Source organism: Nitrospina watsonii, from assembly GCF_946900835.1.
Taxonomy (GTDB): Bacteria; Nitrospinota; Nitrospinia; order Nitrospinales; family Nitrospinaceae; genus Nitrospina; species Nitrospina watsonii.
The window spans coordinates 925,748-938,679 of sequence record NZ_OX336137.1 but is presented as its reverse complement, the minus strand read 5'-3'; the positions used below and the strand labels follow the sequence as shown (position 1 = coordinate 938,679).

The following is a 12,932-nucleotide window of genomic DNA, read 5'->3' as shown; positions in this document are numbered from 1 at the left end:
TCAAATAGACGAAACCAAATTAAAAATTTCGCACAAGTTGATAATTGCAACACGAACTCTACTGGAAACCTCAACTTAACTTCTTTTATTGTCCTAAAATTCAACGTGTTTGACCAGCGTAGAAGCCTGCTCCCCCTCACATACTTTCCGCAAACCAAATCAAGTTAAAATAAAAACTCCTTATATTTCAATGGCTTCAGACTTCCTATAAAGTATTTAGTCGATCTTAAATCATTGAACCTCTCTTCAAATTTCTTTAGGATGGGAATCAACTTCCAATCTCTAAAAGTTTACGGGATTTTATCCTATGGCGTCCGATACAAGTCAACCGAATCCGTCCTGGGACACTCTGGATTCCAAACTGGCGCTTTTGCGAAAGACCAAAGTTTTCGGTTTGCTCGATGCTTCCGTTCTGGAAACGCTGTTGCAGGAAAGCCGGGAAGTGCATTTGAAAGAAGAAGACGTTCTCCTGCATGAAGGCGACACCAGCAAATCGTTGTTCGTTATTCTTTCGGGGGAGATCCAGGTCAGCCGTGGCGGAAAAACGCTGACCACATTGCACAGCGGCGACCTTCTGGGCGAGATGGCGTTGATCGATTTCAAACCGCGCTCCGCCAACGCCCACGCTCTGCAGGAAAGCCTGCTTTTGGAAGTCACCGAAGAACAGTTCCGCAACTCGGTGGGCAGCAATCCGGAAGCCCTGTGGGAGATGCTGCAGATTCTGTCGGCGCACATCCGCGGCCTGTTGAGTTCTCTCGAACAGGATATCATGTCGCTCCGCACGTTCACCCACGATCTCAAAAACTGCCTGACGCCCCTCGGTTACGCCGAGTTCTGGGCGTTCGAACTGCTGGGCAACCTGCGCGGCACGGAGCACGAACACAGGCCGCGTCAGGGTTGGGACACCGCGCAGAAATGCCACGACACCATTTCTTCCGTCAAAAGCGATCTGCTGACCATGGTCGAACAGGGGCTTTCGCGCATCAAGAGCAAGCAGGTGGTGTGCATCAAATCGGAATACGACATGTCATTGCTGCTGGAAGAAACCATCCGGGAAATCAACATGCACAAGCATCTCGATGGCAAACGCATTCTCATCCAGAACAACGGCATCTCACACCGTGGCAGGTTCAATTATCTCGACATCAAACGGGTGGTGCAGAACCTGCTCATCAACGCCGGCTACGTCACAGAGGCGGAGGGAGAGATCCACGTGTTTATGAAAAATGTGGGGGACCGTCTTCAGGTGGCCATTCAGGATTTCGGCTGCGGCATCAGCAGCGACATCCAAGAGGTGCTGTTCAAGGACGTGTACACGTCCAAGCCGGACGGCAACGGGTTTGGCCTGTTGTCTTGCCGTGAAATCATCGAAGACCTGCACCAGGGCCGCATCTGGTTCGAAACCGAACAGGGCAAGGGCTCGACCTTCCTGTTCGAAATCGACCGCCACCCGGCCACCTGACGGCTACGCCGCAGGAGCCGTTCCCGCATCCACTCCCGTCCACCTGCCGGGAATTCTCTTTCCGCAATCCGGACACGCCCCATCCACCAGGCCGTTGTCCAGCACCTTGAATCCATACCGTGTGACGAGGGTTTTGCCGCAGCCGGGACAGACCGTGTTTTCGGAATCGCCGACCTCTCCCGGCCGGTTGCCCGCGTACACATAGCGCAGTCCCGCCGCATGGCCCATACTCCGCGCCCGCTGCAACGTCTCGACCGGCGTCCTGCCGGTGTCGCCCATTTTGTAATCGGGATGAAACGCGGTGACGTGCCAGGGAATGTCGAGGGAAACCGAAGCAATGAATTCGGCGATCGCATTCAATTCCTGGTCGCTGTCGTTGTAACCCGGAATGACGAGGGTGACGATCTCCGTCCAGAACCCCATCGCGTGCACCTGGCGGATGGTGTCCAGCACCTCATGAAAATTGCCGCCGAGGAGCTTATACTTTTTGTCGTCGTAACATTTGAGGTCGATCTTGAACAGGTCGAGCCACGGCCGTACGTAGTCCAGCACTTCCGGGGTGCCGTGCCCGTTGGACACATACCCCGTCACCAGCCCGCGTGTTCTCGCTTCCTTGAACACTTCGACCGCCCATTCACTGGTGATCAACGGTTCGTTGTAAGTGGAGACGAGGGTCTTTGAGCCGTGGCGCACTGCAAGGTCGCAGAGTTCGCCGGGTGTCGTCGGGCGACTGCTCTGCGTGGCGCGGTCGTCACGCAGGGTTTGCGAGGTGAACCAGTTCTGGCAATAGGCGCAACGAAAATCGCAGCCCAGCATGCCGAAGCTCAACGCCTCGCTGCCCGGCAGCACGTGGAAGAACGGTTTTTTTTCGATGGGATCGTTCTGCACTCCCGCCGTGTAGGCGAAAGGCACAAGGAGGTGCCCGTCCAGATTGTAACGGACTTTGCAGACGCCGCGCTGACCGGGTTTCAGTGTGCAGCGGTGACCGCAGGCGGTGCAGATCAGCTTGCCGTCATCCAGCGGGAGGAACAGGTCGCCGGGACGGGTTTTGGCGTCGAGATCGGTTAAGGTCAGGGTTGGCAACATCCACCTCCTAAAATTTCAGGAGCGCCGGAGTGCCGGGGGAGGTTCCGGATTCACTCGGTGGTGATATCTTCGTTCTTCTCCAGCGCACCCACCATGGAATGCCAGGACAAGCTGGCGCACTTGATCCGCGACGGAAACTCGCGGATGCCCTTGAACAGGGACAGCTTGCCCAGGTGATTGTCTTCGCTTTCCGGATCGAATTCGCCCAGCACCATGCGGTGGAACTCGTCGAACATGATCTTGGCATCGTCGATCGATTTGCCTTTCAGATTGTGCGTCATGAGTGAGGAGCTCGCTTTGGAAATGGCGCAGCCCGATCCCATGAAACTGATGTCCTGAATGATGCCGTCATCGCCCACAGTGAGGAACACGGTGTAATCGTCGCCGCACAGCGGATTGAAGCCGTGGCACTGATGCGTGGCGTTGTCGATTTCCCGGAAGTTGCGGGGCTTCTTGTTATGATCCAGTATGACCTGCTGGTACAACTCGTTGCTGTATGACATCCCCAAACACCTTCAAATCATTTTCATAACAAACAGCTCCCCCTATCCGTGTGGGGTGCCGGGTGACGAAACCGTTTCCGACGCCAGGAGCGGGGCTCCCGGTCAGGAAAAAATCTTGATCGCTTTCCGAATGCTTTCGGCCAGAAGATCCAGCTCTTCGGTTTTATTGTAAAACGAAACCGAGGCGCGCGTCGTCGCCGGAACCTTGAACCGTTGCATCGTCGGCTGGGCGCAATGATGCCCGCCGCGCGCGGCGATGCCATCCTGATCGAGCAGCGTCACCATATCATGCGGATGGATCGCATCCAGATAAAACGAAAGGATACTGGCCTTGTTGTCGGCGGTGCCGATGATGCGCAAGCCGTCGATTTCCTGCAACAGGCGCGTGCCGTACTCCAGCAGGCTGTGTTCATACTCGGCAATCTTGTCGAGGCCGACCGATTGCATGTAATCGATGGCCGCACCGAGACCGATGACCTGGCTGATGGGCGGCGTGCCCGCCTCAAACCGCGACGGCGGCTCGTTGAAAGTGGTCTTGTCGAACGTCACCTGCCGGATCATGTCACCGCCGGTCACATAGGGCGGCATGGATTTCAGAATCTCCATCTTGCCATAAACGCCGCCGATGCCGCTGGGGCCGTACATCTTGTGGCCGGAGAACGTGTAGAAATCGCAATCCAGTTCGCGCACGTTGAGGTTCATGTGCGGCGTGCTCTGCGCCCCGTCGATCAACACCACCGCACCCGCCTTGTGGCCGAGGTCGATGATCTCTTTGACCGGGTTGATGGTGCCCAGCGCGTTCGACACGTGGTTGACGGCGACGACTTTGGTTTTCGGGCTGAGCAGTTTTTCGTACTCCTCCATGAGGAGTTCGCCCTTGTCGTTGCAGGGAATGATTTTGAGCGTGGCGCCTTTTTCTTCGGTGATCATCTGCCAGGGCACGATGTTCGCGTGGTGCTCGATCTGCGAGATGATGACCTCGTCGCCTTCCATGAGGAACTTGCGCCCGTAACTCTGCGCCACCAGGTTGACCGACTGCGTGGTGCCGCTGGTGAAAATGATCTCGTTGCGGTCCGGCGTGCCGAGCAGATCGGCCACCTTCTGCCGGCCTTCTTCGTACATCTGCGTCGAGCCTTCGCTCATCTTGTACGCGCCCCGGCGCACGGTACCGTACTCTTCCGAATCGAATTTGTGAACCCGTTCGATCACCGCCCAGGGTTTCTGCGTGGTGGCCGCGTTGTCCAGGTACACCAGCGGTTTCCCATTGACCTGCCGCGACAGCACGGGGAAATCTTTGCGAATTTTATCAACATCCAAAACCGGTTTGGATGACGTCACGGTGCCGGAATCAGACATGTTCGGCCTCCAGTTTTTTCAACAAGTGTTGGTTAAAATCCTGCACCACATCCGCAAAAGGCACCGCGTTGATGATGCTGGCGACGAAACTCGTGGTCAGCATCGACTTGCCCACTTTTTCCGAGAGGCCGCGGGTCTTCAAATAAAACAACTGGTCTTCATCGAGCTGCCCGACCGTGGCGCCGTGCGTGCATTTGACGTCGTCGGCGAAAATCATCAGGTTGGGCTTGACGTCCGCCTTGCCCTCATCCGACAGCATGAGGTTGTTGATCAACTGGTCGGAGTTGGTCAACTGCGCGTCCTTGTTGACGATCACGGTGCCGTCGAAACTGGAACGGGATTTGTGATTGATGACGTTGCGGAAAAACTGGTTGCTGGTGCAATGCGGAGCTTCGTGATGCACACGCACGAAGTTGTGCGCCTGCTCCTGATCCTTCAACACGGAAAAGCCGTGCATGTTGAGTTCCGCGCCTTCGTCCTGCAACCGCACCTCGTAGTGGTGACGCGCCAGGCGGCTGCCTGAAGAACCGTTGGTGCACACAAAACGGCTGTTGCGCTGCAACTGCACGCGGATTTTCGACGCATGCCAGGCGCCGGGCTCGTCCCGCTGCACCTGCCAGTAGGTCAACCCCGCGTCCGGTTCAACGATGAAATCCTGAACCGCATTGACGAAATATCCCGTACCTTGCCCCACATACTTGGCCGACAGCTTGAATTCAGCCAGAGGCTGCAAGCGCACGAGCAGGCGCGGATGCGAGGTGACGGCGCCGTTCGCCGTGCCGGTCGATACATAGAGCACCTGCACCGGTTTCTCGATGACGCTCTTTTCGGCAACGGTCAACACCCGTCCATCTTTGGCGAAGCTGCTGTTGATGGCGGCGAACACGTCGTTTTCCTCGTCCACCGTGTGCAGCAGATAATCTTTGATTTGTGCATCGGCCACCGCGTCGGCAAGCGGCTGAAGGGTCACGCCCGCTTCGAGTCCGGAAGTGTTGGACAAGGCCTCATCGTAAACGCCATTGACGAACACGATCACCCGGTCTTTGCAGGCCGGGTAGATTTCCGCCTGCACCGCCTTCGCATCGACCTCGCCCGTGCCCGCCAGTTGAAACGCGGTGGCGGCCAGATCGGTGGTGTTGACGAAGGTGTACATCTCGTGCTTGCGGTGCGGGAATTTCAGCGTTTCAAAACGCTGGATGCCCGCTTCGTTGAGCGGCTTGAGCGCCGGCACGGCGCCCTGTTGCAGAAACTGTTTGTGCAGGTCGAGAACGGCCTGCTCGTTTTCACTGAGAACATCTATGGTCGTGGACATACCCTCTCCTCACTTCGTCGCCGTGGCAACCCAATCGTAACCCTGCTCCTCGACTTCGAGCGCCAGCTTTTTATCGCCGGACTTGACGATTTTGCCATGGGAGAACACATGCACGAAATGGGGTTCGATGTAATTCAAAAGACGCTGGTAGTGCGTGATCAGGATCAGCGCATTGTCCTTGCTGGCCAGCTTGTTGATCCCGGCGGACACCGCTTTCAGGGCGTCGATATCGAGCCCCGAGTCGGTTTCGTCGAGCAGCCCCAGCTGCGGATTGAGCACCGCCATCTGCAGGATTTCGTTTTTCTTTTTTTCACCGCCGGAGAAGCCGTCGTTCAGCGCCCGGTCCTTGTAACGCGGGTCCATGGACACCAGCTTCATTTTTTCTACCAGCAGGTCGTCGAATTCCAGCGGATCGAGTTCGTCTTCGCCTTTGTGCACGCGTTGCGCGTTGTACGCCATGCGCAGAAACTCGGCGTTGTTGACGCCGGGAATCTCCACGGGATACTGAAATCCCAGAAAGATGCCTTCCAGCGCCCGCTGTTCCGGGTCCATATCCAGAATGTTTTTGCCGTCAAAGGTGATGCTGCCCGCGGTCACCTCGTACGCCGGGTGGCCCGCCAGCACTTTCGACAACGTGCTCTTGCCGGATCCATTGGGACCCATGATGGCGTGAACTTCTCCTCTATTCACCGTCAGGGACACACCCTTGACGATTTCGACGCCTTCAAATCCGGCGTGCAAATCCTTGATCTCAAGCATTAGCCTGTTCCTCTCTGATTTTCAAAACAAGCCAGCCAGGCATCGACCGGGAAGGGTCCCCATGCCTGGCTGGACGGTGTTGCCAAATGATGGGACTCAGCCGACGCTGTCTTCCAGCTTCAGGGTCAGGAGTTTTTGCGCCTCGACGGCGAACTCCATGGGAAGCTGTTTGAAGACTTCCTTGCAGAAGCCGTTGATCACGGCGGCGATGGCATTCTCCCGGGAGATGCCGCGTTGCTCGAAATAGAACAACTGTTCTTCGCTGATCTTCGACGTGGAGGCTTCGTGCTCCACCTGCACGGAACTGTTGCCGGTTTCAATGTAGGGGAACGTGTGCGCGCTGCACTTGTCCCCCACCAGCATGCTGTCGCACTGAGTGTAGTTGCGGGCATTGGTGGCGCCCTTGTTGACCTTCACCAGGCCGCGGTAGCTGTTGCTGGAATGGTCCGCGGAAATGCCCTTGGAGATGATGCTCGACCGGGTGTTCTTGCCGATATGGATCATCTTGGTGCCGGTATCCGCCTGCATGTGGCCGTTGGTCAGCGCCACGGAGTAGAACTCGCCCTGCGAGTCGTCCCCCTGCAGGATACAGCTCGGGTATTTCCAGGTGATGGCCGAACCGGTCTCCACCTGCGTCCAGGAAATCTTCGATTTTTTGCCCTGGCACTTGCCGCGCTTGGTGACGAAATTGTAGATGCCGCCCTTGCCCGTTTCCGGGTCACCGGCATACCAGTTCTGCACGGTGCTGTATTTGATTTCGGCGTTGTCCAGAGCCACCAGCTCGACCACCGCCGCGTGCAGCTGGTTGGTATCGAACTGCGGCGCCGTGCAGCCTTCAAGGTACGACACGTAACTGTTGTCCGAACAGATGATCAGAGTGCGTTCGAACTGCCCGGTTTCCTCGGTGTTGATGCGGAAGTACGTGGACAGCTCCATCGGGCTGATGGTGTCCGGCGGAATGAACACGAACGATCCGTCGGTGAACACGGCGCTGTTGAGCGCGGCGAAATAGTTGTCGCCGACCGGCACCACGGTGCCAATGTACTCCTCGATCAGTTCCGGATACTCCTTCAACGCTTCGGAAATGGAACAGAAAATGATGCCCACTTCCATCAGCTTCTTCTTGTGCGTGGTGGCGACGCTGACGCTGTCGAACACCGCGTCCACGGCCACGTTGGACAGCCGCTTCTGCTCTTCCAGCGGGATGCCCAGCTTCTCGAACGTGCGCAGGATTTCCGGATCGACTTCATCCAGGCTTTCCAGTTTTTCCTTCTGCTTGGGCGCGGAGTAGTAGGACACTGCCTGATAGTCGATCGGCGGGTAATGCACGTTCGGCCATTTCGGTTCCTTCATCTCCAGCCATTTTTTGTAGGCCTTGAGACGAAAGTCCAGCATGAACTCCGGCTCTTCTTTTTTCTTCGAGATGGCCCGGATCACGTCCTCGTTCAATCCCTTGGGGAAGGTTTCGGATTCGATCAGGGTCCGCCAGCCGTATTTGTATTCACCCCGGTTCTCCAGGACTTCATCGACGTCTGTGACGCTCCGGGTGGGTTCCTTTGACATATATTCCAACTCCTTAAGAGACGGATTCGATAAACGTGTTACATATTGGGGACGACCTGCAGGTCGCCGTAAAGCTCCTGCCTGAGAGTCCGCTCGATAAACGACAGGGTGGCCCCCAGCGAGGAGCCGCAACTACCGCAAGCCCCTTGATACTGGACGAGAACCCGCTCGCCGTCAACCACTTCCATAACCTGTATATTGCCGCCGTCGGCCATCAATGCCGGGCGGACTTTTTCATCCAGCACCAGATCCACCTGTTTGATCTGGTCGGCTTCGTCCAAATCCATCCACGCCTGCTCCTGCATGGTCAACTCGCGGGCGCTTTTCGGTTTGCCGGCGCCGCTGTCCTTGATGGACGTGGAGGCCTGGGCCACGGCCTGGGCTTCGGGGAACTTTTCCTTGATGATCTTGAGCAGTTCCGGAACATTGCCGAACGCGGTTTTCTTGGACTCCGGCACCGCCGGTTCATCCGGATCGTCACGCAGGGCACGCTCGACATCAGCTCCCAGAAGGGAACAGGCTTCGTCGAGGGTCAGCCCCTTGACCATGGCGCACAACTGTTCGCAAATGCCGACGGACACCTTGCCGCCGTAAGCAAAGAACTTGGCACTGTACACCCGGCTTTCGCCCACGTCCACCAGCCAGTACAACTTCATATCCTTGAATTTGGCTTCGACCAACGCCATGCCCTTTTCCGTGGCGTCTTCCTGGTAGAAAGCCCCACGGTGTTTCGGCTTGGATGCGGCCTCTTCAAATTTTGCGGAAAACTTTTCTTCGGCAACAGACATAGTAAAACTTTATGTTTAAACGTTTTACAAATATTTCCCCGTATCGGGAAAACACGTTGAGTCCTCTATCCAGATGAGCTCCATTGTATATCAAACCACTGGGAAAATCAGGGCAAACTTGCGAGGCCTTTCAGGGCCTCTTGTAAGATTAGATGCACAGAGGCCTGTCAGGTTCCTTCGAAATACCCGAAATCTTCATATTTTTAAGGATTTTTCGGCTTTTCCCCGGTCCGGGGCGGCACAGCGTATCCAGGGTTGCAGACCGTCCCCAGGGTGTCCTTGCCGGCGCCGCCCGCGACGTGCCGGCTGAGCCTCCCGAATCCATCCCCCCGGCGCCCTCCTCCCAGCCCCCGGCGGACCATGATTTAGGGTGTACATCGCTTTTTCAAACAGGGTATAATTCGAACAAAAGAACTCATGCCTGCGCTGTTTGCGGGCAATGCCCGCCCGGGGCCTGCCGGCTGATAAACCGGGCGTCACACCCGACGCGAGAGGAAGCCCGATGTCCATCTCCGAGAGCCAAGAACGCCCGATCCTGATCGACGGCATGGGCCGCCGCATCGTCAACCTGCGCATTTCCGTCACCGACCGTTGTAATTTCCGCTGCACCTACTGCATGCCTGCGGACAACGTCGAGTTCATGGACCGCTCGCACCTGCTCTCATTTGAGGAACTCACCCGCATCGTCGGTGTGGTGTCGAAAATGGGCATTTTCCGTCTGCGTCTGACCGGCGGCGAACCGCTGCTGCGCAAGGATCTGCCGGAGTTGGTGCGCATGCTCAATACGGTGAACGGCATTGAAGACATCGCCATGACCACCAACGCCTTCTTCCTGAAACAACACGCGAAGGCGCTCAAGGACGCGGGACTGGACCGGCTCAACATCAGCCTCGACGCCCTGGACAAGGACAAGTTCACCCACGTCAACCGCCGCGACTGCCTCGACCAGGTGATGGAAGGCATCGACGCCGCACGCGAAGCGGGATTCCCCATCAAGGTCAACGCGGTCGCCATGCGCAATTTCTCGGAACCGGAAATTCTGAAGCTGGTTGATCTCGGTCGCTCGGAAGGGTTTGAAATCCGTTTCATCGAATTCATGCCGCTCGACGCAGACCACATCTGGGAACGCGACAAGGTGCTGTTCGGTCACGAGATCATCGACCTCATCAGCAAGAAGTTCGAGATCATGCCGATCAAAGACTCGCTCGAAATCGGACCGGCCAGCGAATACGAATTCGCCGACGGCAAAGGCAAGATCGGCATCATCACCGCGGTCAGCAATCCGTTCTGTGATTACTGCAACCGCATCCGCATGACCGCCGACGGCAAACTGCGCACCTGCCTGTTTTCCACCAACGAGCACGACCTCAAGGAATTGGTGCGCCACGACGAAGCCACCGACGCCGACATCGAACAGCGCATCCGCGCCGCCCTCGTTATCAAGGAACCGGGGCACAAGATCAACCTCGACGATTTCGAACGCCCTGCACGCGCCATGCACGCCATCGGCGGTTGACCGAAGCGTATTCGAAACCCGGGCGCACCCAACATCTCCTAGTCTCCGCTATTTGCACTTTCTGCACCGCCGCACTTACCCTTTATAGATAAAATCCGGCCATTGAAACCCGCTTTTCCTCAAGTTAGAAACAGCAGTCCAAATGGAGTTATGGTACACCCTGCCTGCCGCCCATCGCCTATCCCAGGATCATGATCCCCCTCTTCTTATGCGAGTTTTATAATGACGTGTAGCAGCTAATCAATCTGGTTTTACCTCCTTCTTAAGAGATCCGGGAATCACCCCCCTGTTCCCGGATCTTTTTTTTGTTCCGTGGACATGGTAAGTTGTAAGCAGTGAACATGCCATGTCGGCGTGCGGACCCTCCGAACGATGACCTTACAGGACAAACACAACCAACTGCGTGCGCAGATCGGCGCCATGCCGGGAGCCCTTGTGGCGTTTTCCGGCGGCGTGGACAGCACACTGGTGCTCGCCGTGGCACACGCCGAGCTGGGCGAACGCGCACTGGCCGTCACCGGCCGCTCGCCGAGCGTGCCCGAACGCGAACTGAATGCATCGCGGGACTTGGCCGCGCACATCGGCGCGGAACATGTGATCCTCGACACGGCGGAAATCCATTCGCCCGACTACACCGCCAACCCGGCGAACCGCTGTTACTTCTGCAAATCGGAATTGTACGGCCATCTGAAACGCGTTGCCGCCGAACGCAGGATTCCTTACATTCTGAATGGCACCAACACCGACGATCTGGGGGATCACCGTCCAGGACTGGTGGCGGCGGACGAGGCGCAGGTGATCAGTCCGCTGTCCGACTCAGGGCTTAGCAAGCAGGACGTGCGCGACTTGTCGCAACAACTGGGCCTGCCCACGTGGGACAAGCCGGCGATGGCCTGCCTCGCTTCGCGCGTGCCGTATGGGCAGGAGGTGACGCGGGAAAAACTGGGAATGATCGAACAGGCGGAAGATTTTCTGATCGGCCTGGGATTCCGCCAACTCCGGGTGCGGCATCATGGCGACGTCGCCCGCATCGAAGTGCCGCAGGACGACCTGCCGATGCTGCTGGACCCGCAACAGGCGCGCCGCATCGAAACCCGTTTCCGCGAACTCGGATTTCAATACGTCACCGTCGATATCCTCGGTTTCCGCTCCGGAAGCCTGAACGAAGTCCTGCGTTGAACGGAGTCCTCCCCCGCCATGTTTAACTTTCAATTGCGACCCGAAGTCAGGAAAGAACTGAAGAACCCCGACCTGTTCATCAAAGGGCAGGAAAAACTGTACTGGGGAATCATTCTCGCCATGTCTTCCGTGATCATCATGCTCATCCTCATGTTCAAGGATCCGGAAAAAGTGCTGCACCCGGTGTGGCTGATGTTTCTCGGACTGGGGCTGGCGGGCTGGGGCGAAGTGCAGAAGTTCCGCGCCAAATAAAAAAAGCCTTTCTGGACATTCCCTTCATCCCAGAAAGACTCCCCGCCGCCGCGGGGTAGGCCAACCTTTTCTTACTTGCCTACCCCGGTTGGCATACAACCGGTCGCGATTCCTCTTTTTTGTCTTCACACCCAGTTGCTCGGGTTTTCTTCCAGCTGAATCGCCGGTTGTATGGAAGCCGACCTTGCCGCCTTCCAATACTAATATGGTATCGCCTTGCCTTTGCGTCAACGGTTCCAGGAGCGAAAACCACGGGCGGGGCGCGGAATTTTCCGGAATGGGCGCAGCTTATTGAGAGTCGTTTCCATTCTGCGAATTGTTCTTCTCGGCGTTCTGGCCCAGCTCGATCGACCGCTGTGTCGCCGCTTCCACCGCATTGATCAGAGTGGTGCGCAGTCCGCCTTTTTCCAGCGTGTGCAGGCCGGAGATGGTGGTGCCGCCGGGCGAACACACCATGTCCTTCAATTGCCCCGGATGGCGTCCGCTGTCCTGCGCCAGTTTGGCCGAACCCAGCACCGTCTGCAGGGTGAGGATGTTCGACACGTCGCGCGACAATCCCATCTTGACGCCGGCATCCGACAAGGCTTCGATGATCATGAAAATGTACGCCGGTCCGCTGCCGCTCAACCCCGTCACCGCGTCGAGCTGCGCTTCCGGCACATCCACCGTGCGGCCGACGGCTTCAAAGATGCGGTGCGCCACCTTGAGATCGGTTTTGCTCACATGATCGCTGGCGGACAGCGCGGTGACGCCGGACTGCACCAAGGCCGGGGTGTTGGGCATGGTGCGCACCACGCCCACCTTCTTGTCGGCCTCCGGATTCAACAACGACTCGATGGTGTGGATGGGCACGCCCGCCGCAACGGAGATCACCAGTTTTTTTTCATCCACCACTTCGTGGATGGAGGTGCACACGGCTTTCATCGCCTGCGGCTTGACCGCCAGGATGACGATGTCGCTTTTCTGCACCAGTTCATGATTGTCCGTGGTGGTCTTGATCTTGAATTCATGCTTCAGGTATTCCAGACGTTCGGCGACCACGTCCGAGGCGATGATGTTCTTCGCTTCGATGAACGACGCGGACAGCAGTCCCTTGATCATGGCCTCCGCCATGTTGCCGCCGCCGATGAATCCAATGCGTTTGTGGGTCAGCACC

At 57.2% G+C, this 12,932-nt stretch carries 12 protein-coding genes; 4 read left to right on the top strand and 8 right to left on the bottom strand.

Annotated features, from left to right (window positions below):
* Positions 1-307 precede the first annotated feature (307 nt).
* Positions 308-1,462 (top strand): sensor histidine kinase, encoded by a 1,155-nt coding sequence (locus QML71_RS04225; RefSeq protein ID WP_282010658.1) that lies wholly within the window; start codon positions 308-310, stop codon positions 1,460-1,462.
* 3 nt (positions 1,463-1,465) lie between these two features.
* Here the strand turns inward: QML71_RS04225 and amrS are convergent, their stop codons facing one another.
* The 7 genes from amrS to QML71_RS04190 form a co-directional block, all read right to left on the bottom strand.
* A complete protein-coding gene (gene amrS / locus QML71_RS04220; RefSeq protein WP_282010657.1) occupies positions 1,466-2,548 on the bottom strand; it encodes an AmmeMemoRadiSam system radical SAM enzyme in 1,083 nt (360 codons plus the stop codon).
* A 50-nt stretch (positions 2,549-2,598) separates the two neighbouring features.
* Positions 2,599-3,051 carry a Fe-S cluster assembly sulfur transfer protein SufU gene (sufU, locus tag QML71_RS04215; protein WP_282010656.1) on the bottom strand — a complete coding sequence of 151 codons (453 nt, stop codon included), beginning with the start codon at positions 3,049-3,051 and terminating at the stop codon, positions 2,599-2,601.
* Between the two features lie 102 nt (positions 3,052-3,153).
* The gene (locus QML71_RS04210; protein ID WP_282010655.1) at positions 3,154-4,407 is read right to left on the bottom strand and encodes a cysteine desulfurase; all 1,254 of its coding nucleotides are present in this window, start codon (positions 4,405-4,407) and stop codon (positions 3,154-3,156) included.
* Positions 4,400-5,719 carry a Fe-S cluster assembly protein SufD gene (sufD, locus tag QML71_RS04205; RefSeq protein WP_282010654.1) on the bottom strand — a complete coding sequence of 440 codons (1,320 nt, stop codon included), beginning with the start codon at positions 5,717-5,719 and terminating at the stop codon, positions 4,400-4,402. The genes QML71_RS04210 and sufD overlap by 8 nt, the downstream gene beginning before the upstream one ends.
* Positions 5,720-5,728: 9 nt before the next feature.
* Positions 5,729-6,478 (bottom strand): Fe-S cluster assembly ATPase SufC, encoded by a 750-nt coding sequence (gene sufC, locus QML71_RS04200; protein ID WP_282010653.1) that lies wholly within the window; start codon positions 6,476-6,478, stop codon positions 5,729-5,731.
* A 96-nt stretch (positions 6,479-6,574) separates the two neighbouring features.
* Positions 6,575-8,041: a Fe-S cluster assembly protein SufB gene (gene sufB / locus QML71_RS04195; RefSeq protein WP_282010652.1), complete on the bottom strand. Its 1,467-nt coding sequence runs from the start codon at positions 8,039-8,041 to the stop codon at positions 6,575-6,577.
* A gap of 38 nt (positions 8,042-8,079) precedes the next feature.
* Complete coding sequence (locus QML71_RS04190) at positions 8,080-8,829, bottom strand: NifU family protein (protein WP_282010651.1); 750 nt, start codon at positions 8,827-8,829, stop codon at positions 8,080-8,082.
* A 502-nt stretch (positions 8,830-9,331) separates the two neighbouring features.
* Between QML71_RS04190 and moaA the strand changes: the two genes are divergently transcribed.
* From moaA to QML71_RS04175, 3 genes are all read left to right on the top strand, one after another.
* The gene (gene moaA, locus QML71_RS04185) at positions 9,332-10,345 is read left to right on the top strand and encodes a GTP 3',8-cyclase MoaA (RefSeq protein ID WP_282010650.1); all 1,014 of its coding nucleotides are present in this window, start codon (positions 9,332-9,334) and stop codon (positions 10,343-10,345) included.
* A gap of 372 nt (positions 10,346-10,717) precedes the next feature.
* On the top strand, positions 10,718-11,524 hold the full coding sequence (gene larE, locus QML71_RS04180) for an ATP-dependent sacrificial sulfur transferase LarE (protein ID WP_282010649.1): 807 nt from the start codon (positions 10,718-10,720) through the stop codon (positions 11,522-11,524).
* Positions 11,525-11,542: 18 nt separating this feature from the next.
* Positions 11,543-11,776: a hypothetical protein gene (locus QML71_RS04175; protein ID WP_282010648.1), complete on the top strand. Its 234-nt coding sequence runs from the start codon at positions 11,543-11,545 to the stop codon at positions 11,774-11,776.
* A 288-nt stretch (positions 11,777-12,064) separates the two neighbouring features.
* On the opposite strand, the gene proC is transcribed toward QML71_RS04175, so the two are convergent.
* Positions 12,065-12,931, bottom strand: a complete 867-nt coding sequence (proC, locus tag QML71_RS04170) for a pyrroline-5-carboxylate reductase (RefSeq protein ID WP_282010647.1) — start codon at positions 12,929-12,931, stop codon at positions 12,065-12,067.
* Position 12,932: the final 1 nt, after the last annotated feature.

Bases quoted from the DNA above. Each gene is read 5' to 3' on its own strand.
- QML71_RS04225 (WP_282010658.1), top strand. From the start codon at position 308: ATGGCGTCCGATACAAGTCAACCGAATCCGTCCTGGGACACTCTGGAT.
- amrS (WP_282010657.1), bottom strand. From the start codon at position 2,548: ATGTTGCCAACCCTGACCTTAACCGATCTCGACGCCAAAACCCGTCCC.
- sufU (WP_282010656.1), bottom strand. From the start codon at position 3,051: ATGTCATACAGCAACGAGTTGTACCAGCAGGTCATACTGGATCATAAC.
- QML71_RS04210 (WP_282010655.1), bottom strand. From the start codon at position 4,407: ATGTCTGATTCCGGCACCGTGACGTCATCCAAACCGGTTTTGGATGTT.
- sufD (WP_282010654.1), bottom strand. From the start codon at position 5,719: ATGTCCACGACCATAGATGTTCTCAGTGAAAACGAGCAGGCCGTTCTC.
- sufC (WP_282010653.1), bottom strand. From the start codon at position 6,478: ATGCTTGAGATCAAGGATTTGCACGCCGGATTTGAAGGCGTCGAAATC.
- sufB (WP_282010652.1), bottom strand. From the start codon at position 8,041: ATGTCAAAGGAACCCACCCGGAGCGTCACAGACGTCGATGAAGTCCTG.
- QML71_RS04190 (WP_282010651.1), bottom strand. From the start codon at position 8,829: ATGTCTGTTGCCGAAGAAAAGTTTTCCGCAAAATTTGAAGAGGCCGCA.
- moaA (WP_282010650.1), top strand. From the start codon at position 9,332: ATGTCCATCTCCGAGAGCCAAGAACGCCCGATCCTGATCGACGGCATG.
- larE (WP_282010649.1), top strand. From the start codon at position 10,718: ATGACCTTACAGGACAAACACAACCAACTGCGTGCGCAGATCGGCGCC.
- QML71_RS04175 (WP_282010648.1), top strand. From the start codon at position 11,543: ATGTTTAACTTTCAATTGCGACCCGAAGTCAGGAAAGAACTGAAGAAC.